Origin of the sequence: Sphingomonas faeni, assembly GCF_023195535.1 — a bacterium.
Lineage (GTDB): Bacteria > Pseudomonadota > Alphaproteobacteria > Sphingomonadales > Sphingomonadaceae > Sphingomonas > Sphingomonas faeni_B.
The window spans coordinates 24,882-48,013 of the sequence record NZ_JALPNF010000003.1 but is presented as its reverse complement, the minus strand read 5'-3'; the positions used below and the strand labels follow the sequence as shown (position 1 = coordinate 48,013).

Sequence of the window (23,132 nt, the reverse complement as noted above, 5' to 3'; positions counted from 1 at the left end):
ATCAGTTCCCCGTCCCGGTGGGCGCCATCGGGCCCTTGTAGAGCGTCCCGAAATAATCGCCCGCATTCCACACCGGCCGCTGCGCGCCATCGGCGATCTCGCGCGCGATTCGGTAGTTCGCATCGACGAACCGCACGCCCTGATCCCACAGGATCGGCTGCATCAAATCGTCCGACGGCTTGTGATAATTGTTCGCCATGAAATACGCGACCGCGGCCTTGCCCGGCCCCTTCTGACCCGGCCACAGGAACACCGAAGGGATACCCTTCTGGACGAAGCGGAAGTGATCCGAGCGGACGAAGATCCCCTCTTCCGGCATCGGGTCGGGCGACAGGCCGACGCCGATCGCTGCCACCGCCTTCTGCACGATCGGGCCGATGGTGGAGCGCTCGGCGCCGAACACCACCATGTCCTCGAACTTGTAGGTCAGGATCGGCATGTCGAGGTTCACGTCCGCGACGATCGAGGTCAGCGGCACGGTCGGGTGGTTGGTGAAATAATCGCTGCCGACCAGCCCCTTCTCCTCGCCGGTGACGGCCAGGAACATAATCGCCCGCTTGGGCGCCTGCCCGCTGGCCGTGAAGCGCTTGGCCTCCTCGATCAGGCTGGCGATGCCGATCGCATTGTCGAGCGCGCCGTTGTTCAAGGCGTCGCCCTTCACAGGCTTGGTGATGCCGATGTGGTCGAGATGCGCCGACAGCACGACGACCTCCTTGCCGACCACCGGATCGCTGCCCGGGATCACGCCGACGACGTTGCTGCTCGCGGCGGGTACGAAACTCGTCTTGGTCGCGACCGTCAGCGAGCCGACCAGCGGCATCGACTTGAACTTCGCATTGTCGCTGTCCGCCTGCTTGACGATCCGGCTCCACGGCGTCTTCGCACCGGCAAACAGCTTGGCCGCACCGACCATGCTGACCGTGCCGAGCGACGGCGCGCGCGCGGCGTCGACCTTGCCCGTGCCGTCCGGGTTCGCCCAAGTCATCCGCGGCGTAGCGTAGGAGTCCGCCATTTTGGCGAACGTCCGCACCTTGGCCGAGCGCGGGCTCTCCAGCGTGATCACGCCGACCGCGCCCTTCGCCTGTGCGGTCGCCGCCTTGGTACCGCCCGACCCGAAGAACGCACGCTCCTCACCGCCGAACCGCGCCGGCGAGCCGCCGAAATACGCGACGATCTTGCCGCGCACGTCGACGCCCTTGTAGTCGTCCTGACCGTATTGCGGCGCGTCGATCCCGTACCCGACGAAGACCACCGGCGCCGAAACGCTCGTCTCCGCCTTCGCGCCGTTCGCGGCGGGCACGTAATCCTCACCGAACACGAGCGGCTGCGCGGCCCCGCGACCGGTCCAGACGAAATTGCCCTTGCTTGCCGCCTTGTACGACACCAGCGGCACCGCCTGGAGATACCCCCCCGCATCGCCGCCCGGACGCAGCCCCGCGGCATAGAATTGCGCGGCGACATATTGCGCGGCGATGTCGAACTCGGGGCTGCCAGCCTCGCGCCCCTTCATCGCATCCGATGCAAGAAACATCACATGTGCCTTCATTGCCGCCTGATCCGCCGGCAGCGGGGCCGCAAGCTTTGCGTTCAGTTCGGCAGTATTCGGCGCGGTCACCGGGGCCGTCTGCGGCGCAGTCTGTGCAAGGGCAGAAGTAGAAAGCGCGAGCAACGCGAGCGCGCCGAGAGGACGATACATCCGGAAATCCTTGCAAAGGGAACGTGTTGCCTCGGCGTAGCATGCACCGACACCCGCGCAAGCTTTGGCTGGCGATAGGCGGGCGCGGCCCTATATTCGCCAGCATATGCTCGATATCCAAAACAGTCTCGCCCACCCGCTCGTCATTCGCCGCGAGGATTACACCCCGCCCGAATGGCTGGTCCCCGAGACGAAGCTGGATTTCGACCTCGATCCGTCCACCACGCGGGTTACCGCGACCTTGTCGGTCACGCGCAACGGCGATCACGACGCACCGCTGCGGCTCGACGGCGCAGGGCAAAAGCCACTGTCGGTCACGGTCGACGGCGTCGCGATCAACGACTGGCGGATCGACGGCGAGCAACTCGTTATCCCGCTTACGGGCGCCGCGCATGTCGTCGAGACACAGGTCGAGATCGCCCCCGATCGCAACACGCAGTTGATGGGGCTCTACGCATCGGGTGGCAATCTCTGCACCCAGTGCGAGGCGGAGGGCTTCCGCCGCATCACCTATTTCCCCGACCGCCCCGATGTGCTCAGCGTCTATTCGGTGCGCATGACCGCGGACAGGAAGCACTTCCCCGTGCTGCTCGCAAACGGCGATCCGGTCGCGCAGAGGGACCTCGAAGACGGCCGCCATTGGGCGACTTGGCACGACCCATTTCCGAAGCCATCCTACCTCTTCGCGCTGGTCGCCGGCGATCTAGCCGTAAACCGCAGCAGCTTCACGACGATGTCGGGGCGCGAGGTGTCGCTCGGCATCTGGGTCCGCGAGGCCGACCTGCCCAAGACCGACCACGCGTTGAAGGCGCTCGAACTCGCGATGGCGTGGGACGAGACGACCTATGGCCGCGAATACGACCTCGACGTGTTCAACATCGTCGCGGTCGACGATTTCAACTTCGGCGCGATGGAGAACAAGGGCCTCAATATATTCAATTCGCGCTACATCCTGGCCGACCCGGATACCGCGACCGATTACGATTACGACGCGATCGCCGCGGTCGTCGCGCACGAGTATTTCCACAATTGGTCGGGCAACCGCATCACCTGCCGCGACTGGTTCCAGCTGTCGTTGAAGGAAGGCTTTACCGTCTATCGCGACCAGGGCTTCTCCGCCGACCAGGGTTCGCGCGCGGTCAGGCGGATCGAGGACGTCCGCGGCCTGCGCGCGTCGCAGTTCCCCGAGGATTCCGGCCCGCTCGCGCATCCGGTACGCCCGGAATCCTACCAGGAAATCTCCAACTTCTACACCGCGACGATCTACAACAAGGGCGCCGAACTGATCCGGATGATGGCCGCGATCCTCGGCCCGCAGGGCTTCCGCGCCGGCACCGACCTGTATTTCGACCGCTACGACGGGACGGCCGCGACCTGCGAGGATTTCGTCACCTCGATGGAGGAAGGCGGCAAGGTCGACCTCACCCAGTTCCGCCTCTGGTATTCGCAGGCAGGCACGCCGCGCGTATCCGCCAGCCTCTCGCAGGACGGCGACCGCGCGACGCTCCGTCTCGCCCAGCAGGTTCCCGCGACGCCGGGCCAGCCGGTGAAGTCGCCGATGGTCCTGCCGTTGCGGATCAAGCTGTTCGGCGCGGAGTCCGGCGCGGCGTTGACTGACGAACGCCTCGTCCTGTTCGACGACACGCTCGACACGATCACGTTCGAAGGCCTCGCCGAGCGCGCGGTGCTGTCGATCAACCGCGGCTTCTCCGCCCCCGTGGTGGTCGAGACCGACCGCACCGCCGCCGATCTCGCTTTCCTCAGCGCGCACGACGACGATCCGTTCGCGCGCTACGAGGCGATGCAGCAATTGATGCTCGATACGCTGGTCGCCTCGGTGGAAGGCCGCACGGATCACGAAGGCGTGATCGCCGCGGTGGCGAACACGCTCGCCGACGCCGCGCTCGATCTGGCGTTCGTCGCGGAGGCGGTGTTGCTGCCGTCGGAGAGCTTTATCGGCGACCAGATGGCCGTCGTCGACCCCGAGGCGATCTTCCGCGCGCGGGAGACGCTCCGCCACGCCCTCGGCACGCGGCTCGAAGCACAATGGCGGCAGGCGTACGCACGTGGTGAAGGACAGCCCTATGCCTACACGCCCGAGGGCAAGGGCCTCCGTCGCCTGCGGACGGTAGCACTCGGCTATATAGCAGCGAGCGGCGCAGCGGATGCGGCTGACCTGGCGTTTGCGCAGTTCGATTCGGCAGACAACATGACCGACCGGATGGGCGCGCTGACGACGCTCGTCAGCAGCACATCCGACATCCGCACCACCGCGCTCGACATCTTCTACAGCCAATATTGCGACAATCCGCTGGTGCTCGACAAATGGTTCCAGGCGCAGGCACAGTCGTCGCGTGACGATACCGGCGCGGTCGTCGCCGCGCTGGCCGGGCATGCCGACTTCACCCTGACTAACCCCAACCGCGCGCGCTCGCTGATCGGCGCGTTCGGGGCGAACCAGCGTGCGTTCAACACCGCAGACGGGGGCGGCTATCGGTTCCTGGCCGACCAGCTGATCGCGCTCGACCGCCTCAACCCACAAACCGCCGCGAAACTCCTGCCGCCGCTCGGCCGCTGGCGCCGGTTCGATGCAGCGCGGGCGGCGCTGATGCGCGGGGAACTGGAGCGGATCGTGCGGACGCCGGGGCTGTCGAAGGACCTGTTCGAACAGGCGTCGAAGAGTTTGGAGGGCTGAACTGAGTCTAATCCTCCCCTGCCAGGGGGAGGTGTCTGGCCCTTGCCAGACGGAGGGGGAGGAGAGGGAAAACCTCTGTTCCGTGTCCTCCCCCTCCGTCGCCTTCGGCGCCACCTCCCCCTGACGGGGGAGGATCATGGATCGCTTCGCCCCTACCGGCGGCTCGCGAAGAACTCCCGCAGCATCATCGCCGCCTCGGTCTCCGCAATCCCCGCATAAACCTCAGGCCGATGATGGCAGGTCGCCTGACCAAAAAAACGCGGTCCATGCTCGACCGCGCCGCCCTTTGCATCCGCGGCCCCATAATAGAGCCGCGCAATCCGGGCATGCGCGATGGCTCCGGCGCACATCGCACATGGCTCAAGTGTCACCCAAAGATCGCACCCCTCAAGCCGATCGCTCCCCAACACCGAAGCGGCTGCGCGAATCGCCTGGATTTCGGCATGCGCAGTGGGGTCGCACAACGCCCGAGGCGCATTGGCCGCCGTCGCGATAATGACGCCGTCCTTCACGACAACGGCGCCAACCGGGACTTCCCCGGCCAGCGCCGCATCGCGGGCCGCGTCGAGCGCGCGGCGCATAGGTTCGGGGACGGGGAACATGGCCTCAGGCCCTGCCCCGCCGCCCGCGTGCCGTAAAGCTCAGTTCGGTGCCTGGCTGTTGGCGGGCTTCTCGACGTTGATCGTCGGCACCGCCACCGTCTTGTTCTCGGTGCCGAGCGTGACCTTGGCGACGTCCGCCTGGAACTTCGGCGCCTGGACGACGCCCTGGCGGGTCTGGTCGATGTTGATGATCCCGAAATACATCAGGCCGACCACCACGAGAATCACGATAGCCACCAGTGACAAGAGCGTACGCATAGGACATCCCCTTTTTGAACGGCTCGCAGCGAACAGTTCGATAGCGTAACAACGTCCTCGAATGCCGCGGGTTGCACAACCGTATTACGCACAATCGGTTGACGAAAGCCGGCGTGCCAGCTATCCGCGCGCCTTTCCGGGGTTCCTCCCGACACTTGAATAGGTAATCACATGTCGCGCATCTGCGAACTGACCGGCAAGGGCCGGATGGTCGGGAACAACGTCTCCCACGCCAACAACAAGACCAAGCGCACGTTCCTGCCGAACCTGCAAAACGTCACGCTGCTTTCCGATTCGCTCGAGAAGGGCGTCAAGCTGCGCGTATCGACGCATGGCCTGCGCACCGTCGAGCACAACGGTGGCCTCGACAACTGGCTGGTGAAGGTCTCGGACGACAAGCTGTCGCTCCGCGTTCGTCGCCTGAAGCGCGAAGTCGTCAAGAAGATCGCAGCTTCGGCCGTCGCCGCCTAACAGCGACGTCGTACTGCGATCACCGCGGCCCGCCCTGCACTTCGCAGAGCGGGCCGTCGGCGTTTGTGGGTGATGGGTCTGCATGGCCGTACTTCCACAGACGGCGACCAGGTCCCTGGTCCACGTTGCCCGTCATCCCAGCGAAAGCTGGGATCAGGGGTAAAGGCACGACGGGCGAGTGGCTACAAACCCGCCCCGCCGCTACCGCTCCAACCGCAACTTCAGCAACAGCGTCCGCTGAAGAACCATCTGGTTGTCGTCGGACACGATCCACACGATCGTCGCGCCGTTCTCGACCGTCGTGTCGATCCCCTCGAAATTATCGTGGATCAGCGGCGCGTCGATGGTGGCGATCAATTCGCCGCGTGCGATTCGCCCCGCCACCACATCGCGCGCCGCCACCCGAGATATCCGCGCCGAGAAGATAAACGGCAGGCGAAACCCGCGATCGAGTACCAGCAGGTCGCCATTCGGCAACGCGGTGATGTCCGAAGGATCATACCGACCATACGGTTCGTAGGCGAAACGCGACGGCGGCGCGGCCCCGGTCGGATCGCCCGTGAAGATCAACGCCTGCCGCGTCCGCAGTCGCGCCTTCTCCGACCCGCTCCAGTCCGATCGACGCACATGCGCCTCCTCGCTGATCACGACGAATCGGCCATCCGGCAGCCGCGCCATCGATTCCGATCCCCCGTTCGCCGGCCATTTGCGCATCGCGTCCGGCGCCACCCGCGCCTCGTACCGCGCGAACCCCGGTGCATAACGCCAGATCGTGTTGCCATCTTCGAACCCGACCCAGATCCTGCCCGTCGCCGGATCGATCGCCATCGATTCACTGTCGCGGTCGCGCTTCTCCCAGCCGATGCCGGGCCCGGCGGGCAGGTTGGTGAAGGCGATGCGGTGCGGGCGCCAGTCCAGCCCCATGTCGAACTGCACGACATTGCCGCCGTCGCTGAGCAGCGTGAAGCGATTCCCGGTGATCGCGGCGGCGACGTCTAGCGACGAGAACCCGCCGAACGCCCGGTCTCGGCTGGCGAGCGCCACGCCGCCGAGATAGGTCAGCCCCCCGACTCGCACGTGCCGCGGATTAGTCCGATCGAGCATCACGCGAGTCGCGGTCAACTGCGCGCGATCGCCGAGCAGGTCGAGCCGCGCTTCGCCCGACCAGGTCGGCACGATTGCACAGACGCTCACGGCGACGAACAGGACAGTGATCAAGCGCCGCATCGCGTCCTCATAGGGCGTCCGGCGATCCGCGGAAGCATGAACCGCGGATAACGGAGGCATTCAGGCTCGGCTCAATGCGAATCACCCATAAGCGTTTCATCGAGGATGGAAGCACGGCAGACGCCGCCGCCGAAATCCCCAACGGGAGACGCACGATGTTCAAGACTTTTACCCTCGCCGCCAGTGCCCTCGCATTGGGTGCGACCGCCCTCGTTCCCGCCGCCGCCGATGCGCAGCGTTATGGCTCGCGCTACGAGCGTGGCTACGATGGCTATCAGGGCGGCTATCGCGACGGTGGCTACGATCGTGGCTATCGCCAGTATCGCGGCAACGATCGCCGCTACAACGCCCGCAATCGTCGCGGTTGCGACAACAGCGGTGGCACGATCGTCGGCGCACTCGCCGGCGGCCTGCTCGGCCACACGATCGCAGGTCGCGGTGACCGGACGCTCGGCGCAGTGCTAGGCGCCGCGGGCGGTGGTCTCGCCGGCAACGCAATCGATAAGTCGGATAACCCGCGGTACTGCCGGCGCTAAGCCCGGCAACGGGTCGGTGCTCGCCGCAAAGCGGCCGAGCACCCGCCGGCACGGACGGTGGGCAGGCAGCGCCTGACCCGACCGACGACGGCTTCGCCGACGTCGCGCCCCGCTTAGGCCACCACACCAGTTCCCCAGTTCCCTCGCGTAGCGTATCGAGGGCGAGGGCCGGCTTCCCGTTCGGAAGCCGGCCCTTTGTTCGTCCGCAGTCGAGCGATACCGGCGCTAATGGTGCAGGCTCGACGCCCCACATTCCGTCATCCTGACGAAAGTCAGGATGACGGGCGGGCGTGGATCACGCGATCCGCTCAGGCACCTCCGCCGCGTCCTCGGCAATCGCCGCAGCCGGCGCGACCGCCTCCCAAGGGAACACGAACCAGTCCTTGGTCACCGCCCGATCGATAACCCGCGCGCTATATTCGATCCGCTCCGCCGAACTGACGTTGTCGATCAACATCGCAAACCGCACCGCGCCCTCGACCGCCCCCGCCGCAGCCAGCGCTCCCCGCAAATGCGTGATCGTCCGCCCAGAATCATTGATATCGTCGAGAAACAGCAGCCGCTCGCCATTGCGCGTGCGCGCGGCCAGCTTCACCAGCGGCTCGTCGGCAAAGTCCTTCACCTGGCTGGAATAATCGACCGACAGCGTCGGCAAACCGATCGCATGGCTGAGGAACACTGCGGGCACGAGACCGCCACGACCAATCCCGATGATGTAATCGGGTTTCCACTCGGTATCCTCGACCAGCTTGGCGGCGAGGATGTGGATCGCGGCGACGAACTCGTGCTGCGGGATAGGGGTGAAAATCGGCATTCTTGGACGCTACCGACTTGCCGTTGCGAGAGCTAGCCGTTCTCCTGCGAAAGCAGCAGCCCAGGGTTAGAGGTGCAGCGATCCTAACCCTGAACTCCCGCGTTCGCGGGAGACACAACTCAGATCGTCTCCAGCGCCTGCTCGAAATCGGCGATCAGATCGTCCGGATCCTCCACCCCGATCGAAATCCGGACGAGGTTGTCCGTAATCCCCAGCGCCTGCTTCCGCGCGTCGGGCACCGACAGATGCGTCATCCCCGCCGGATGGCTCGCCAGCGTCTCGGTACCGCCGAGCGACACCGCGAGCTTGGCGATCTTCAAGGCGTCGAGGAACGCGAAACTCTCGCGCTCGCCGCCCTTGAGGTACAGCGAGAAGGTCGAGCCACCACCGGTGCAATGCCGGCGATAGATGTCCGCCTGCCGCTCCATGCCGGGCTCGTCCTCTAGGAAGCCGAGATACGCGACCCGCTCGACCTTCGGATGATGCCGCAGGAAGCCGCAGACCTTCGCGGCATTCTCGCCCGCCCGGCTCATACGCAGCTCTAGCGTTTCGAGCGACCGCAACAGCATCCACGCGGTATTCGGATCGGTGATCGTCCCGATCGTGTTCCGCATCGTCCGGATCGTGTTGATATGTTCCTTCGTGCCGAGCACGCCGCCGGCGACGAGATCGGAATGCCCGCCGACATATTTCGTCAGCGAATACACGACGATATCCGCGCCATGCTTAAGCGGCTGGAACCACAGCGGCCCGAGGAACGTGTTGTCGATTGCGATCGGGGGTTTCTCACCCTTGAAGATCGCGTCACGGCTGGCGGCGACCGCCTCGACGTCGACCAGCGCATTCGTGGGGTTCGCAGGGCTTTCGAGGTAGATCAGCGCGACGTTGCCGGTCGCCGCCTCGGTCATCACCGCGTCGATCTCCTCGCGCGTCGCGCCAGCCGGGAAGTCGAGCCACTTCACGCCGAACTTACCGAGCACGCGGCCAATCAGCGTCTCGGTCGCGGCATAAAGCGGCCCCGAATGGACGATCGTGTCGCCCGGCTTGACCATCGCGAGGAACAGCGTCGCGATCGCCGACATGCCCGACGAGAAGGCGAGCGCGTCCTCCGCCTCTTCCCAGACGCCGAGGCGATCCTCGAGGATCTCCTGGTTCGGCCCGTTGAAGCGCGAATAGACGAGGCCCTCCGCACCGCCCGGACGCTTGCCGGTGACGCCTTCGAAGTGACGCTTGCCCGCCGCTGCGTTGGGGAAGACGAAGGTCGAGGTGAGGAAGATCGGCGGCTTCAGCGAACCTTCCGACAGAGCGGGGTCGTAACCGTGGCCCATCATCAGCGTCGACGGCTTCAGCTTGCGCCCGCCGATCTTCTCGACCTCGGGCTTCGGCGCGACGCGTGCCGCTACGCCGGTCAGGTCGGCTTCGGTTTCGGCGGGGATGGCACCGGCGTTATTCGGGGTATCGGACATCATATGCTCCTGCGTGGCCCGTCTGGCGCGGGCCGATGTGCCGAGCCTAAACGAGCCGTGCGGGATTTGGGACCCGTTACAGGCCAATGACGCTGATCTGACGACCGTAGGAGGGCTCGTCGCGATGGGTCGCACGCCGATAGCTGAAGAACCGGTCCTCGTCGGTATAGGTGTCCAACCCGAGCGCTTCGATCCGCCCGATCCCCGCCACCGCAAGCCGGCTGACGACATAGGCCTCCAAGTCGAACTGGTAATGATCCGCACGGCCATCCGCAAAGAAGCGCTCATTCGCCGGATCCGCCTCGCAGAATCGACGGATGAAGCCGTCGTCGACCTCGTAGCTGGCGCGCGCGATGCACGGCCCGACTGCGGCGACGATCCGGTCGCGCTGCGCACCGATCGCCTCCATCGCGAGGATCGTTTCATCGGTGACGCCGCCAAGCGCGCCCTTCCAGCCGGCATGCGCCGCCGCGACGACGCCGGCCTCGCGGTCGGCGAACAGCACCGGCGCGCAATCCGCGGTGAGGATGCCGAGCGCGAGACCGGGACGGTTGGTCACCAGCGCATCGGCATGCGGTCGGATCGCAGCGTCGAACGGCTCGATCACGGTCACCGCGTCGGCAGAGTGGACTTGATAGAGCCCAACGAGTTTCGCCCCCGGCAGGACCGCTTCGGTCGCACGGCGGCGGTTCTCGGCAATGTGGGCGGTATTGTCGTCGGAGCCGATACCGACGTTGAGGCTCGCGTAGGCGCCGATCGAGACACCCCCGCGACGGCCGAGAAACCCGTGGGGAATGTCGCCGAGCGACTTCGCGCGAATGACGTCGAGAGTCATATCCACCACCCCACCCATGCAGCCACCCCGGCGAAGGCCGGGGCCCAATTGGGGGACCTCGCTGACAAAGGACTGCGCATCGTTACCACGACCTCTCCAATTGGGCCCCGGCCTGCGCCGGGGTAGCGGCTACTAGAACCGTCGATCACAAGACGAGCCGCATGATCCGATCATCGTCAGGCTGCTCCCCAACCATGAACACATACCGCCCGATCTCGACAAAGCCGTACCGCTGGTAGAACCGGTGCGCCCGATGGTTATCCACATACACACTGAGGATCATTTCCGTCCGCCCCCCAGCCCGCGCGACATCGATCGCCCAGTCCATCAACGCCGGGCCAACACCCGCACCATGCTGGTCCCCACTGACGTAAAGCTGGTGAAGTTCGATCGCGGTCGCAGGCCATTCGCCGGGAAACACGACCGGTCCGATCTTGGCGAACCCGACGATCTCGCCCGCCTCGTCCACCGCCACGCGCACCGTGTAGGCGGGGTCGGACAGCTGCGCCGGCAACCCCTTCTGCCCGAACGTCTGGTCGAGAAACGCGGCAAGGTCTTCGGGCCGGTACAGCGTGCCGAAGGTGTCGGTGAACGACCGCTTCGCCATCGCGCCGAGTTCTGCGCCGTCGGCTGGCAAGGCATCGCGATAGGTAATCATGCAAACGCCGCCGGGGTTGGCCAATCTGGCGCGGTAATCGCTAGCGCTTTGAAGAGAATACCCATGTCGTCCATCAACCTCCTCCGATCGGCAGCCAGTGCTTCCACCCGCGCGGGCGATGCGTTGGCGAGCGCCGACGTCCGCGAATCGATGCCTAATGCACCGAGCAAATCGCGCTGCGTCACCGGCCCCCACGCGACCGCGCCCTCGGCCTGTGCCGCGGCGGCGAGCGTGGTGAAGTCGACATGCGCGGTCAGGTCGTGCTCGCCGGGCGCCTCGAACGGGTTGGCGAACGCATGCCCGCGCACCGCCTGCAACGTGTCGCCGAGCGCCGGCCCCTCATAGCCATAGTCGACCGCGATCAGCGCGCCGCCCTGCGCCGCGATCCGTTTGGCAAGGCCGCGGACGATCGTGACGGCCGCAGGCGAGGTTTCCAGGACCGAGCCGGCGGGTGCCTCGCGAAACGGTTCGGGAATCACCGCATCGGGCAGCGGCTTGCCGGCGATCGGTAGGAACAGCAGGTCCTGCGCAGCGACGAGGCGTTCATGCCACTGCTCGCGCTTGACGAGCTGGCGAATCGGCAGCGCATCGAAGAACTCGTTGGCGACGACGATCAGCGGCCGATCGGTCGGCAGCGTGTCGATCGCGTCGTGCCAGATGGCGGCGGGCACGCGCTCGGCCTGAGCCGCGCGCAGCGCTGGGCTGGTTTCGACGAAATGTACGGGGGGCGTAAGCCCGGCTTTCGCCATCGCCCGCGCAGCATCGGCAGCCAGCGTCCCGCGACCTGGACCGAGTTCGACCCAAGCCACATCCGGCCGCCCCACCCGGTCCCACAGATCGGCGCACCAAAGGCCGACAAGCTCACCGAACATCTGGCTGATCTCGGGCGCAGTGATGAAGTCACCCCCCACCCCCATCGGATCACGGGTCGCATAGTAGTGTGCGTTAGCGGCCGCCATGTACTGCGCGACGGGGATGGGACCTGCGAGCGCGATCGCTCGGGCGAGGCGTTCCGGGAGGGCGGTATCAGTCAAGGGAGTGTCGGGCATGTCGACCATCGTAAAATCTCTACCACCCCGGCGGAGGCCGGGGCCCAATGGGGAAGGTCGATGTAACAGCGCGCAACGCATGTCACCATGGACGTTCCACTTGGGCCCCGGCCTCCGCCGGGGTGGTGCTTCTATTAGAGGCGAGCCGCGTCAGGCGACGCTCTGCGTCCCCGCGATCGACTCGACCCGCACCCGCCGCTTGGCCGACGTCGCGACCAGATACGCGCCGCCGAGAATCATCGGCACGCACAGCCACTGCCCCATGTGCAACCCAGTCGACTCGGCAAAGGCGCGCAACTGCGAATCGGGTTCGCGGAAGAACTCCGCCGTGAACCGGGCGAGGCCGTATCCCAGCACGAACAGTCCCACGAGCTTGCCCGGATCGTAGCGCGCCTTGGTCTTCCAGAACGCGAACCAGAGCAGCGCGAACAGGAGGATGCCCTCCAGCCCCGCCTCGTACAGCTGGCTCGGATGCCGCGCCGGCTCGACCATCCCGAACGGCACGGTGCGCTCGAAGATGATCCCCCATGCGACATCGGTCGGCTTGCCCCAGAGCTCGCCATTCACGAAGTTCGCGAGCCGCCCGAAGAACAGCCCGAAGGGAACGCAGCACGCGATATAATCGTGGACGCGCAACCAGTTGAGCTGATGCTTCCGCGCAAACAGGATCAGCCCGATCGACGTGCCGATCACCCCGCCGTGGAACGACATGCCGCCGTCCCAGAGCCGGAAGATGCGCAAGGGATGCAGGAACATCTCGGGCGCGTAGAAGATCACATAGCCGAGCCGCCCGCCGAGGATGATGCCCAGCGTCGCGTAGAACACCAGGTCGTCGGCATGCCGCCGCGCCATCGGTGCGCCGGGCTGCGCGAGGAGCTTCAGCAAATACCACCAGCCGAGCAGGATTCCGCCGATATAGGCAAGGCTGTACCAGCGCAGCGTGAAGAAGCCGATCGAGAAGACGTCGGGGTGGAGCCCCAGATCCTCGAAACGGATGTGACTGCCGACGGCAGGCGCTACGCCCGCAGCGGCGGTGATGGTCGACAGGATCAAAGGCTTTTCCCCACGCGTTCGCCCCTGCATAAAGGCCGATAACGATAAGACCAAGTAGGAGAGCGATATGCGGACCGAGCTGGACCTGGCTATGGATTCGACGATGGCCGCGCTGACCGCGCCGGACGGCATACTGGCGCTCGGTTCGGTCGAGCGGTTCGGGGTAAAACTGCCGACGATCGCCGCCGCGCCGCCCGCGCTCAGCTATTATTTCGCACACTATGCCAACGAGCACCGCGACGCCGTCTTCCTGGTATCCGGCGCCGAGCGGCTGACGTTTGGCGAAGTCTACGCTGCCGCCGAGCGCACCGCGCGCGCCATCGTCGGCGGGTACGGCATCGCCAAGGGCGACCGGGTCGGCATTGCGATGCGCAATTCGCCGTCGTGGATCGTGCTCTACATGGGCATCGTCATGGCTGGCGGCGTCGCGACGTTGCTCAACGGCTGGTGGCAGGCGGAAGAGCTGGAGACGGCGATCGGCGAGGTCGATTGCGCCCTCGTGTTCGCCGATCCGCCGCGCGTGAAACGGCTCAAGCAGATCGCGGGCCTGCGCGCACCGGTAGTCGAGATCGACGATTCGCGACCGCTTGCCGAAGCGCTCGGAGCCGTGTTCGCAAAGGACGACCACACCGCCGACCTGCCGCTGCTCGGGCCCGAGGATCATGCGACGATCCTGTTCACGAGCGGTTCGACCGGCCAATCGAAGGGCGCGCTGTCCGAGCACCGCGCGATCGTGCAGGGCATCTTCAACTATCTCGGCCAGGCGATGATGATGGTCGGCATCGCCACCGCGCAAGGCAATCCGCCGGTCGGCCAGCCGGTCACGCTGCTGACGATCCCGCTGTTCCACATTACCGGCGAAGTCCCCGTGTTTCTCCAGAGCTTCGCAATGGGCCGCAAACTCGTGCTGATGCCGAAATGGGATGCGGGCGAGGCGATGCGGCTGATCGAGGCCGAGGGTGTCACGTATTTCGTCGGCGTGCCCTTGATGAGCTTCGAGATCCTCAATCACCCCGATCGTGCCAATTACGACCTGTCGACCGTCACCGATTTCGCCGCGGGTGGCGCCCCGCGCCCGGTCGATCACGTCCGCCGCATCGACGAGGAGATGGCCGGTCCGGCTGGCAAGGGGGGCGCACCGCTGATCGGCTACGGCCTGACCGAAACCAACGCCGTCGGCACCGGCAACTGGCGCAGCAACTACCTCGCCAAGCCTAATTCCGCCGGCCGCCCTGGCGCGCCTTTGGTCGACCTCGCGATTCTCGACGACGCCGGCCACCCGGTCGACCAGGGCCAGCGCGGCGAGGTCTGCATCCGCTCGGTCTGCAACTTCAAGGAATATTGGAACCGCCCCGACGCGACCGCTGCGGCGTTCACGTCGGACGGCTATTTCCGGACCGGCGACATCGGCTATCTCGACGAGGACGGCTATCTGTTCATCGTCGACCGCAAGAAGGACATCATCATCCGCGGCGGCGAGAACATCTCGTGTCAGGAAGTCGAGGCGGCGCTGTACGAGCATCCGGCGGTGGCGGAGGCTGCCGTGTTCGGCCTGGCGGACGAGCGCTTTGGCGAAGTCCCCGGTGCGGTGGTCGTGCCACAGGACGGCGAAACGCTGACGTCGGACGACCTGAGCGCGTTCCTCCACCAGCACATCGCCGCGTTCAAGATACCGCAGCGGATCTGGATTTCGGAACAGCCGTTGCCGAGACTGGGGACGGAGAAGATCGACAAGGTCTCGCTCAAGGCAACGTACCGAGCGATGGCCTGAATTTGTGGGATAAGCGGTCTCCCATTTCTGTCATCCTGACGAAAGTCAGGACCCAGGATAACGGGGAGGCACAGCTGCTTGGCTCTGGGTCCTGACTTTCGTCAGGATGACGAGGGAAGATAGACGTGTCTCCGCGCCACCTTCTCCCCGTGGGGGAGAAGGATTAGAGCCACCTCATGATTAGCAGGCGTGAGATTTTAGTCGGCGGCGGCGCGGGGATCGGGCTCGTCGTAGCCTGGGGCCTATGGCCGCGCACCTACGCCCCCAATCTCGTCGCCAACCCCGGCGAAACCCCGTTCGGCGCGTGGCTCAAGATCGGCACCGACGGCCATGTCACCGTCTCCGTCCCGCAGGTCGAACACGGCCAGGGCGTCTACACGACCCTCCCCCAGATCGTCGCGGACGAGCTCGGCGCGGACTGGCGCACCATCGGGGTGGAACCGGCACCGCTCAATCCGCTCTACGCCAACCCGATCGGCACGCACGACCTGTTCGAAGGCCTGTTCGACCGCCTCCCGAATGGCACCCCGCAGCCACCAATGCTAACCGGCGGATCCAGTTCGATCCGGATGTTCGAGCAAGCCTGCCGCGAGGCCGGCGCAGGCGCCCGCGCCCTGCTCTGCATGGCGGCGGCGAAACGCTGGGACGCCGATTGGACCCAGGTCAACGCCGATGCCGGCTTTTGCACATATCAAGCCAAGCGCATTCGCTTCGCCGAACTCGCCGAGGAGGCCGCGAAGTTCACGCTCCCCGACCCCCTCCCGCTCGGCATCCAGGGTGCCGGCAAGCTGGTTGGCAAGTCGGTCCCCCGTCTCGACACACCCTCGAAGGTCGACGGTTCGGCCAACTTCGCCGGGGACGTACGCTTTGCCGACATGGTCCACGCCGCGATCCGCCAGGGTCCGGTCGGCGGTCGCCTGACCAGAGTCGACCGCGCCGCTGCCGATCGCATCCGAGGGGTGCTCTCGGTCGTCGAGAACCCGCGCTGGGTGGCCGCAGTCGCGACGACAGGGTGGGCCGCAAAAAAGGCTCTCGACGCGCTCGCGCCACGGTTCGAGAACGACGCCCCGCTCCCGGACACAGAGTCGATCGACGCAGCCCTGGACGCCGCGCTCGCACGCCCCGGCATGCGGATGGCGGAGACCGGAGACGTCGCCGCGACGTTCCAGGGCGCCAAGCTCGTCACCGCAACCTACCGCGCCGGTATCGGCCTGCACGCAGCGATCGAGACCCGCAGCGCGACCGCCTCCTTCTCGAACGGCCGCCTCGAACTCTGGCTAGCGACTCAAGCCCCCGGTCTTGCACGATCGGCAGCAGCGCGCGCAGCGAACCTCAGCGAGGAGGCGGTCGTCGTCCACCCGATGCTGATCGGCGGATCGTTCGGCGCAGCACTCGAACACGACGTCGCCGAGCAAGCCGCCGTCCTCGCGGTCAAGCTCCGCCGCCCGGTCAGCCTCGTCTGGTCGCGCGGCGAGGACTCGCTCCACGACCACTACCGCGCACCCGCAGTCGCGAAGATGGCCGCACGCCTCGCCCCCAACGGCGCGATCATGGGCTGGAGCGCGAGCATCGCCACCCCCGCCACCGGCGCCGAAATGGCACGCCGCATGATGCCGGGGCTCGCCACCGAAGCCGCACTGATCGGCACCAAGGGCGACCGCTACGCCGTGGCCGGCGCAACGCCCGCCTACCGCATCCCCGCCTTTGCGATCGACCACCACCCTGCCGAGATCGGCATCCCGACCGGCCACCTCCGCGGCGGCGCACACGGCTACACCGCGTTCTTCACCGAATGCTTCCTCGACGAACTCGCGCGCGGGGCCCAATCCGAACCGATGTCGTTCCGCATCGCCATGCTGGGCGGCGAACCACGACTTGCCCGCTGCCTGTCGACCGCAGCGGCGCTCGGCGGCTGGAACGGCGGTGTCGCCGGCAGCGGCCAGGGCCTCGCAGCCCACGCGTTCCGGGGCAGCTACATCGCGGTGATGGCAGAAGCACACATGGGCGCGGACCGGCGCCCCGTGGTCGACCGACTCGTCGCGGCGGTCGACTGCGGCGCGCATATCAATCCCGACATCATTCGCCAGCAGATCGAGGGCGGACTGATCTTCGGCATGGCCTCGGCACTCGGCGCCTCCACCGGCTTCTCCCGCGGCCTTGCCGACGCACGCGGGTTCGACACGATCGCCCTGCCCCGCCTCGCCGACACGCCCGACATCACCGTCGAGGTCATCCGCAGCGATGAGGCGTCCGGCGGCGTGAGCGAACTCGGCGTCCCTGCGGTCGCGCCGGCAATCGCCAACGCGCTCTATGCGTCAACGGGCTTCCGCATCCGCAATTTGCCTTTAAGACCAGCGCCATGACCCTGCCTCCCGATCACCCCCCGATTCCCAAGCCCCGCATCGGCGTGTTGCTGATGAACCTCGGCACGCCCGATGGCCCCGATGCGAAATCGGTGAAGCGCTATCTCGGCGAGTTCCTGTCCGATTCGCGTGTCGTCGAGATCCCGCAGATCGCCTGGCAGCCAATCCTGCGCGGCATCATTCTCAACACGCGCCCGAAGAAGTCCGCGCATGCTTATTCGCAGGTCTGGCGCGAGGACGGTTCGCCGCTCGCCGCGATCACCCGGTTGCAGGCGGCCGCGTTGAAGGATTCGTTCGGGGCGGAAGTGCTGGTCGACTGGGCCATGCGCTACGGCAATCCGTCGATCGCGGACCGTCTCACCGCGATGAAAGCGGCGGGCTGCGAACGCATCCTGCTCGCGCCGCTCTACCCGCAATATTGCGCAGCAACGACCGCGACGGCGAACGACAAGGCGTTCAAGCATCTCGCCGGACTGCGCTGGCAGCCTGCGATCCGCACGTTGCCGCCTTACTATGACGACACGCTCTATATCGACGCGCTGAAGGACTCGCTCGAAGAGGGGCTTTCGGCGCTCGATTTCACCCCCGACGCGATCGTGGCCAGCTTCCACGGGATGCCGAAGCGGACGTTGCAGCAGGGCGATCCGTATCATTGCCACTGCCAGAAGACCGCTCGGTTGCTCGGTGAGCGGATGGGCCGCGAGCTGACGATCGCGTTCCAGTCGCGGTTCGGGCCGCAGAAATGGCTGGGGCCGGCGACCGACGAGACGCTCGTCGAATTGGCGAAGGCCGGCAAGACCAAGATCGCGATCTTTGCGCCGGGCTTCTCCGCCGATTGTCTCGAGACGCTCGAGGAACTGTCGATCCGCGGTCGCGAGAGCTTCGAGGAAGCGGGCGGCACGCATTTCGCGTATCTGCCGTGCCTCAACGACAGCCCGGTCGGCGTGGAAATGCTGCGCAGCATTTTGGCACGCGAGCTTGAAGGATGGATACGCCCAAGTTAACCTTCCGCAAAATCTACGAGGAGAGAGACTGATGGCACGCGTCGCAATTGTAACCGGTGGTACGCGCGGAATCGGCGAAGCGATCAGCCTCGCATTGCAGGACATGGGCCTGACCGTAGCGGCAACCTATGCCGGCAACGACGAGCGCGCGCGCGAGTTTACCGAGCGCACCGGCATCAGAGCGTATAAATGGGACGTCGCCGATTACGATGCGTGCCAGGCCGGCTGCGCGCAGGTCGCCGCCGATCTGGGCGACGTCGATATCGTCGTGAACAACGCCGGCATCACCCGTGACGGCACCATCCTGAAGATGACGTACCAAGATTGGAAAGAGGTGATGGACACCAATCTTGGCGGTTGTTTCAACATGGCCAAGGCCGTCTTCCCCGGTATGCGCACGCGCAAATGGGGGCGGATCGTCAACATCGGCTCGATCAACGGGCAGGCCGGGCAATATGGCCAGGTGAACTATGCTGCGGCCAAGTCGGGCATCCACGGCTTCACCAAGGCGCTGGCGCAAGAAGGCGCGCGCGCGGGCGTGACGGTCAACGCGATCGCGCCGGGGTATATCGATACGGATATGGTGGCCGCGGTGCCGGCCGACGTGCTGGAGAAGATCGTCGCGAAGATCCCGGTCGGGCGGCTGGGTCAGGCTACCGAGATCGCCCGCGGTGTGGCGTTCCTTTGCTCGGAAGAGGGCGGGTTCGTTACCGGGTCTACACTGAGCATCAATGGCGGGCAGCACATGTACTAACGGGCGCAGGCGCGGCAACGTCCGCGCCGTTGACCGCGAGCAAAGCGAGGCGGGCAGCGCCCAGCACGGCCGGCGGGTCGGCCAGGCCGAACCAGTCCGACGGCCGCTTTGCCGGCGGCGCTGAGTAGAGGTCTACCGGATTATCAAGGTCGGTCTTGCTTGATCCTGGGCCCCCGCGTTCGCGGGGGAACTGCCTAGCAACGATGCTACGCGCGTATCAGGACGCCTTTCCAATTGGGCCCCGGCCTCCGCCGGGGTGGTGGAAAGGTCCAGCCTCACCCGTCGCTGGCGCGCTCGATATCCGCGCCAACCGCCGACAGCTTCTCCTCCAACCGTTCATACCCGCGGTCGAGATGATACACCCGGCCCACCGACGTCTCGCCATCCGCCGCAAGCCCCGCCAGGATCAAGCTCATCGACGCGCGCAGGTCGGTCGCCATCACCGGCGCCCCGACCAGCTTGTCGACGCCGCGCACCACCGCGGTCCGCCCACGTACCTGGATATCCGCCCCCATCCGCGCCAGTTCCGGCACGTGCATGTAGCGGTTCTCGAAGATCGTTTCGGTGAGGACGCTGGCGCCGTCGGCCATGCAAAGCATTGCCATAAATTGGGCCTGCATGTCGGTCGCGAATCCGGGGTAGGGCGCGGTCGAGAGGGTCAGGGGTTTCAGCTTGCCGTCAGAGGCGATGCGGACGCCGCCCTTGGTGGGCGTCACCGAAACGCCGGCCTCGACCAGCGCATCGATCGTCGCGCCCATGTCCGGGATTGCCACGCCGACCAACTCCAGGTCGCCACCCGTAATCGCCGCGGCGCACGCGTAACTGCCCGCCTCGATCCGGTCGGGCATCACCGCATAGGTCGCGCCGTGCAGCCGGTCGCGGCCCTCGATCGTCAGCGTCTCGGTGCCGATCCCGTCGATCGACGCACCCATCGCGACCAAGCAGTTGCACAGGTCGACGATCTCGGGCTCGCGCGCGGCGTTCTCGATCACCGACGTACCCTTGGCGAGCACCGCGGCCATCACGACGTTCTCGGTCGCGCCGACCGACACGATCGGGAAGCGGAAACGCCCACCCGGCAGGCGTCCACCCGGCGCGATCGCCTTTACATAGCCCGCCGCCATCTCGAGCTCGGCACCGATCGCCTCGAGCGCGCGCAGATGCAGATCGATCGGCCGGTTGCCGATCGCGCACCCCCCCGGCAGCGACACCGTCGCCTCGCCGCCACGCCCGAGCAGCGGCCCGAGCACCAGGATCGACGCGCGCATCTTCCGCACGATGTCGTACGGCGCCTCGGTCGAGGTCAGATTGCCCGCGCGGATCGTCATCACCCGGCCGAAATCCTCCGGCCGCGTCCCCTGGATCGCGGTCGACGCACCGAGCTGGTTGAGCAGATGGCCGAAGCCGTCGACATCCGCCAGCCGCGGGAGGTTGCGCAGCGTCAGCGGTTCTTCGGTCAGCAACGCGCACGGCATCAGCGTGAGCGCGGCGTTCTTCGCACCGGAAATGGGCAGGCGCCCGGACAGGCGATTGCCGCCACGAATGAGAATACGGTCCATCCCGGGTGTCTATCGCGGCTGGCGGTCCGCGCAAGGGGCCCGCACACCGCGACATGCCGGGAGGCGACGAGAGGAGCCAAAGTCCGGGTCGCGCTAATGCCCGCGCTTGATCGACTTTAATGCGCGGGAATCATAGCTTTGCTCTGTGTCTCCACCAACATGGGGGACCATTTCAGAGTGCCGGACAGCTGCTTCGCCGACCGCGTCGGCGATCTCATCGACCTGTCGATGAACGAAAGGGCTGCGCTAGCGCGGTTTGAGGAGCGCCCGCGCGAACTGCGTCGTGGTGCGATCCTGCTGCGGGAGAACGATCCGCAGTCCGAACTCTTCATCCTCCAGCGTGGCATGGCAATGAGCTATGTGCTGCTCGACGACGGCAGCCGCCAGATCCTCCGCTTCCTCTATGCCGGCGACATGCTCGCGGTGTCCGCGCTCGTCTATCGGGACTCGCCCGAGACGGTGGTCGCGCTGACCGATTGCACGGTGTGCCCGTTCGATCGCGCGGCGATGACGGCACTGGTCACCGATCATCCGCGGCTGTCGGCGATCATCATGGTGATGAACCAGATGGAGAAGGTGGCGCTGACCGACCGCCTCGCCGCGCTCGGCCGCACCTCGGCGAAGGCGCGGATCGCAGCGCTGCTGATCGAGATGCGCAACCGGATGCGGCTGCGCGACCAGGCGCTCGGCAACAGCTTCACGCTCGGGCTGACCCAGGAGGAGATCGGCGACGCCACCGGGCTCACCGCGGTGCACGTCAACCGGATGCTGCGGCAATTGGAAGAGGACGGCCTGATCCGGCGCGAGGCGGGCCGGGTGACTCTGCTCAACGAGGTGCAATTGGCGCAGGCGGCGAATTACATCGACCGGTTCGACGGCCTCGACCTGCGCTGGTTGCCACCCGCCCGGTAGACTCTCGATCCTCCCCCGGCAGGGGGAGGTGGCTGGCACTTGCCAGACGGAAGGGGAGGACACGAAGCGGAGGTCATCGCTAACCTCCCCCTCAGTCACCTTCGGTGCCACCTCCCCCTAGCGGGGGAGGATCAGGGGTATCAGCGCCTCACGCCTTCTCGAGCGTGCATTGCAGCGGATGCTGGTTCTGGCGGGCGAAATCCATGACCTGGGACACCTTGGTCTCGGCCACCTCGTAGCTGAACGTCCCGCAGACCCCGACGCCCTTCTGGTGGACATGCAGCATCACGCGCGTCGCGGCCTCCATGTCCATGCGGAAGAAGCGCTGGAGACACAACACGACGAACTCCATCGGCGTGTAGTCGTCGTTGAGCATCAGCACGCGGTACGGCGTCGGCTGTTTGGTCTTTGCGCGCGTTTTGGTCGCGATGCCGGCACCGGTGCCGTCATTGCCATCCTCGCCACCATCGTCGCGGCGCTCGGCCATCATTACGGCCAGCTTCATTTCTGGGGTCAACACCATGCTGCCAAAATATGGCATGCCGGGGGGCAAGGGCAAGGGGGCGCCCGCACACCCCACGCGAAATCCGCGCGAAATCCGCAAACGAAAAAGGGGCGACCGTCGCATGACGGCCGCCCCCTTCTCGTCGCACCGCCCGAAGGCGTGGCGCTATCGACTTACGCCGAGATCTTCATCTTGTCGGTCGCGACCGCGACGCGGTTCGAGATCGGTTGCGCGAACTCGCCGAACATCTTGAGCATCCGCTCGGTCGAGCGCGAGCCTTCGGCGATCATCGTGTCGAACGCGGTGCGCGCATAATCGCCCTGGAGCTTCATGAACTCGGTCGGCGACTTGGCGGCGGCGAGCGTCTTGGCGGCTTCGGTCGCGCTCTCGAACGAGGTCTTGGCGTACTCGGCCGCTTCTTGGCCAAGCGCCTCGACGTTCTTCGCGGCGATCTTCGACGATTCGACCAGCGCCTCGATGTTGCCCTTGCCGAATGCGACGAAATCTTCCGCCATCTTCGCCGACTTCTCCATCGCGCCCTTGGCCTGCTCGGTATACTCGGCGGTGTTGGCGCCCGTGAACCCGTTGCTGAACAGGGCCTTGGTCTTCTCGGTGATGCTCTGGATCGTGTCCATCGTGGCGTCCTTTGTTTCGCTGGCAGGGATCCCCGTTGGCGCGGTGGCCGGAATCGGGGCGGGAATGTCCGGGTGCGGCGATACAAAAGCAGCCGCGAGAGGTTGAGGTGCCGACGTCTTGGCGATCGGCTCGGGTGCCGGTTTCGCCGGCTTGGCGACAGTCCGGGCGGAGGCTTTGGCGGTCGCGGCCTTGACGGCAGCCACCGGTTTCGCGGCGGCGGCAAGCTTCGAACCGGCCTTGGCCGTCCGTTTCACGATATCCACCATCC

21 protein-coding genes are annotated in these 23,132 nt (G+C 66.1%); 8 read left to right on the top strand and 13 right to left on the bottom strand.

What is annotated here, in order from left to right; genetic code table 11:
• Position 1: 1 nt before the first annotated feature.
• Positions 2–1,696 carry a M28 family metallopeptidase gene (locus SPHN_RS07545; RefSeq protein WP_248522504.1) on the bottom strand — a complete coding sequence of 565 codons (1,695 nt, stop codon included), beginning with the start codon at positions 1,694–1,696 and terminating at the stop codon, positions 2–4.
• 106 nt (positions 1,697–1,802) lie between these two features.
• Between SPHN_RS07545 and pepN the strand changes: the two genes are divergently transcribed.
• Positions 1,803–4,391, top strand: coding sequence for an aminopeptidase N (gene pepN, locus SPHN_RS07540; protein ID WP_248522502.1), 2,589 nt, complete (start codon positions 1,803–1,805; stop codon positions 4,389–4,391).
• Between the two features lie 152 nt (positions 4,392–4,543).
• On the opposite strand, the gene SPHN_RS07535 is transcribed toward pepN, so the two are convergent.
• The gene (locus SPHN_RS07535; protein WP_248522500.1) at positions 4,544–4,972 is read right to left on the bottom strand and encodes a nucleoside deaminase; all 429 of its coding nucleotides are present in this window, start codon (positions 4,970–4,972) and stop codon (positions 4,544–4,546) included.
• Positions 4,973–5,032: 60 nt separating this feature from the next.
• Positions 5,033–5,251: a hypothetical protein gene (locus SPHN_RS07530; protein WP_248522498.1), complete on the bottom strand. Its 219-nt coding sequence runs from the start codon at positions 5,249–5,251 to the stop codon at positions 5,033–5,035.
• A 171-nt stretch (positions 5,252–5,422) separates the two neighbouring features.
• Between SPHN_RS07530 and rpmB the strand changes: the two genes are divergently transcribed.
• Positions 5,423–5,722, top strand: coding sequence for a 50S ribosomal protein L28 (gene rpmB / locus SPHN_RS07525; protein WP_056053386.1), 300 nt, complete (start codon positions 5,423–5,425; stop codon positions 5,720–5,722).
• 201 nt (positions 5,723–5,923) lie between these two features.
• On the opposite strand, the gene SPHN_RS07520 is transcribed toward rpmB, so the two are convergent.
• The gene (locus tag SPHN_RS07520) at positions 5,924–6,949 is read right to left on the bottom strand and encodes an esterase-like activity of phytase family protein (RefSeq protein WP_248522496.1); all 1,026 of its coding nucleotides are present in this window, start codon (positions 6,947–6,949) and stop codon (positions 5,924–5,926) included.
• Positions 6,950–7,104: 155 nt separating this feature from the next.
• On the opposite strand from SPHN_RS07520, the gene SPHN_RS07515 reads away from it, so the two are divergent.
• Positions 7,105–7,485 carry a glycine zipper 2TM domain-containing protein gene (locus SPHN_RS07515; protein WP_248522494.1) on the top strand — a complete coding sequence of 127 codons (381 nt, stop codon included), beginning with the start codon at positions 7,105–7,107 and terminating at the stop codon, positions 7,483–7,485.
• 295 nt (positions 7,486–7,780) lie between these two features.
• Here the strand turns inward: SPHN_RS07515 and SPHN_RS07510 are convergent, their stop codons facing one another.
• The 6 genes from SPHN_RS07510 to lgt all read right to left on the bottom strand — a co-directional run bounded on the left by SPHN_RS07510 (position 7,781) and on the right by lgt (position 13,390).
• A complete protein-coding gene (locus SPHN_RS07510; protein WP_248522492.1) occupies positions 7,781–8,299 on the bottom strand; it encodes a phosphoribosyltransferase in 519 nt (172 codons plus the stop codon).
• 119 nt (positions 8,300–8,418) lie between these two features.
• The gene (locus tag SPHN_RS07505; protein WP_248522490.1) at positions 8,419–9,765 is read right to left on the bottom strand and encodes a cystathionine gamma-synthase family protein; all 1,347 of its coding nucleotides are present in this window, start codon (positions 9,763–9,765) and stop codon (positions 8,419–8,421) included.
• Between the two features lie 76 nt (positions 9,766–9,841).
• The gene (pgeF, locus tag SPHN_RS07500; protein WP_248522967.1) at positions 9,842–10,600 is read right to left on the bottom strand and encodes a peptidoglycan editing factor PgeF; all 759 of its coding nucleotides are present in this window, start codon (positions 10,598–10,600) and stop codon (positions 9,842–9,844) included.
• Between the two features lie 145 nt (positions 10,601–10,745).
• A complete protein-coding gene (locus tag SPHN_RS07495; RefSeq protein ID WP_248522488.1) occupies positions 10,746–11,258 on the bottom strand; it encodes a GNAT family N-acetyltransferase in 513 nt (170 codons plus the stop codon).
• Positions 11,255–12,316, bottom strand: coding sequence for a class I SAM-dependent methyltransferase (locus SPHN_RS07490; protein WP_248522486.1), 1,062 nt, complete (start codon positions 12,314–12,316; stop codon positions 11,255–11,257). Before SPHN_RS07490 ends, SPHN_RS07495 begins: the two co-directional genes overlap by 4 nt.
• Before the next feature lie 141 nt (positions 12,317–12,457).
• The gene (gene lgt, locus SPHN_RS07485; protein WP_432715065.1) at positions 12,458–13,390 is read right to left on the bottom strand and encodes a prolipoprotein diacylglyceryl transferase; all 933 of its coding nucleotides are present in this window, start codon (positions 13,388–13,390) and stop codon (positions 12,458–12,460) included.
• A 37-nt stretch (positions 13,391–13,427) separates the two neighbouring features.
• Between lgt and SPHN_RS07480 the strand changes: the two genes are divergently transcribed.
• From SPHN_RS07480 to phbB, 4 genes are all read left to right on the top strand, one after another.
• Positions 13,428–15,131, top strand: coding sequence for a class I adenylate-forming enzyme family protein (locus SPHN_RS07480; protein ID WP_248522482.1), 1,704 nt, complete (start codon positions 13,428–13,430; stop codon positions 15,129–15,131).
• 176 nt (positions 15,132–15,307) lie between these two features.
• On the top strand, positions 15,308–17,494 hold the full coding sequence (locus SPHN_RS07475) for a xanthine dehydrogenase family protein molybdopterin-binding subunit (protein ID WP_248522480.1): 2,187 nt from the start codon (positions 15,308–15,310) through the stop codon (positions 17,492–17,494).
• The gene (hemH, locus tag SPHN_RS07470) at positions 17,491–18,498 is read left to right on the top strand and encodes a ferrochelatase (RefSeq protein WP_248522479.1); all 1,008 of its coding nucleotides are present in this window, start codon (positions 17,491–17,493) and stop codon (positions 18,496–18,498) included. The genes SPHN_RS07475 and hemH overlap by 4 nt, the downstream gene beginning before the upstream one ends.
• A gap of 31 nt (positions 18,499–18,529) precedes the next feature.
• Positions 18,530–19,252, top strand: coding sequence for an acetoacetyl-CoA reductase (phbB, locus tag SPHN_RS07465; protein WP_248522477.1), 723 nt, complete (start codon positions 18,530–18,532; stop codon positions 19,250–19,252).
• 275 nt (positions 19,253–19,527) lie between these two features.
• Here the strand turns inward: phbB and murA are convergent, their stop codons facing one another.
• Positions 19,528–20,811: a UDP-N-acetylglucosamine 1-carboxyvinyltransferase gene (murA, locus tag SPHN_RS07460; protein WP_248522475.1), complete on the bottom strand. Its 1,284-nt coding sequence runs from the start codon at positions 20,809–20,811 to the stop codon at positions 19,528–19,530.
• A 228-nt stretch (positions 20,812–21,039) separates the two neighbouring features.
• On the opposite strand from murA, the gene SPHN_RS07455 reads away from it, so the two are divergent.
• On the top strand, positions 21,040–21,723 hold the full coding sequence (locus SPHN_RS07455; protein ID WP_235982972.1) for a Crp/Fnr family transcriptional regulator: 684 nt from the start codon (positions 21,040–21,042) through the stop codon (positions 21,721–21,723).
• A 148-nt stretch (positions 21,724–21,871) separates the two neighbouring features.
• On the opposite strand, the gene clpS is transcribed toward SPHN_RS07455, so the two are convergent.
• Complete coding sequence (clpS, locus tag SPHN_RS07450) at positions 21,872–22,210, bottom strand: ATP-dependent Clp protease adapter ClpS (protein ID WP_131587736.1); 339 nt, start codon at positions 22,208–22,210, stop codon at positions 21,872–21,874.
• 191 nt (positions 22,211–22,401) lie between these two features.
• Positions 22,402–23,130, bottom strand: a complete 729-nt coding sequence (locus tag SPHN_RS18415) for a phasin family protein (RefSeq protein WP_282580494.1) — start codon at positions 23,128–23,130, stop codon at positions 22,402–22,404.
• Positions 23,131–23,132: the final 2 nt, after the last annotated feature.

Bases quoted from the DNA above. Each gene is read 5' to 3' on its own strand.
- SPHN_RS07545 (WP_248522504.1), bottom strand. From the start codon at position 1,696: ATGTATCGTCCTCTCGGCGCGCTCGCGTTGCTCGCGCTTTCTACTTCT.
- pepN (WP_248522502.1), top strand. From the start codon at position 1,803: ATGCTCGATATCCAAAACAGTCTCGCCCACCCGCTCGTCATTCGCCGC.
- SPHN_RS07535 (WP_248522500.1), bottom strand. From the start codon at position 4,972: ATGCGCCGCGCGCTCGACGCGGCCCGCGATGCGGCGCTGGCCGGGGAA.
- SPHN_RS07530 (WP_248522498.1), bottom strand. From the start codon at position 5,251: ATGCGTACGCTCTTGTCACTGGTGGCTATCGTGATTCTCGTGGTGGTC.
- rpmB (WP_056053386.1), top strand. From the start codon at position 5,423: ATGTCGCGCATCTGCGAACTGACCGGCAAGGGCCGGATGGTCGGGAAC.
- SPHN_RS07520 (WP_248522496.1), bottom strand. From the start codon at position 6,949: ATGCGGCGCTTGATCACTGTCCTGTTCGTCGCCGTGAGCGTCTGTGCA.
- SPHN_RS07515 (WP_248522494.1), top strand. From the start codon at position 7,105: ATGTTCAAGACTTTTACCCTCGCCGCCAGTGCCCTCGCATTGGGTGCG.
- SPHN_RS07510 (WP_248522492.1), bottom strand. From the start codon at position 8,299: ATGCCGATTTTCACCCCTATCCCGCAGCACGAGTTCGTCGCCGCGATC.
- SPHN_RS07505 (WP_248522490.1), bottom strand. From the start codon at position 9,765: ATGTCCGATACCCCGAATAACGCCGGTGCCATCCCCGCCGAAACCGAA.
- pgeF (WP_248522967.1), bottom strand. From the start codon at position 10,600: ATGACTCTCGACGTCATTCGCGCGAAGTCGCTCGGCGACATTCCCCAC.
- SPHN_RS07495 (WP_248522488.1), bottom strand. From the start codon at position 11,258: ATGATTACCTATCGCGATGCCTTGCCAGCCGACGGCGCAGAACTCGGC.
- SPHN_RS07490 (WP_248522486.1), bottom strand. From the start codon at position 12,316: ATGGTCGACATGCCCGACACTCCCTTGACTGATACCGCCCTCCCGGAA.
- lgt (WP_432715065.1), bottom strand. From the start codon at position 13,390: ATGCAGGGGCGAACGCGTGGGGAAAAGCCTTTGATCCTGTCGACCATC.
- SPHN_RS07480 (WP_248522482.1), top strand. From the start codon at position 13,428: ATGCGGACCGAGCTGGACCTGGCTATGGATTCGACGATGGCCGCGCTG.
- SPHN_RS07475 (WP_248522480.1), top strand. From the start codon at position 15,308: ATGATTAGCAGGCGTGAGATTTTAGTCGGCGGCGGCGCGGGGATCGGG.
- hemH (WP_248522479.1), top strand. From the start codon at position 17,491: ATGACCCTGCCTCCCGATCACCCCCCGATTCCCAAGCCCCGCATCGGC.
- phbB (WP_248522477.1), top strand. From the start codon at position 18,530: ATGGCACGCGTCGCAATTGTAACCGGTGGTACGCGCGGAATCGGCGAA.
- murA (WP_248522475.1), bottom strand. From the start codon at position 20,811: ATGGACCGTATTCTCATTCGTGGCGGCAATCGCCTGTCCGGGCGCCTG.
- SPHN_RS07455 (WP_235982972.1), top strand. From the start codon at position 21,040: ATGAACGAAAGGGCTGCGCTAGCGCGGTTTGAGGAGCGCCCGCGCGAA.
- clpS (WP_131587736.1), bottom strand. From the start codon at position 22,210: ATGGCCGAGCGCCGCGACGATGGTGGCGAGGATGGCAATGACGGCACC.
- SPHN_RS18415 (WP_282580494.1), bottom strand. From the start codon at position 23,130: ATGGTGGATATCGTGAAACGGACGGCCAAGGCCGGTTCGAAGCTTGCC.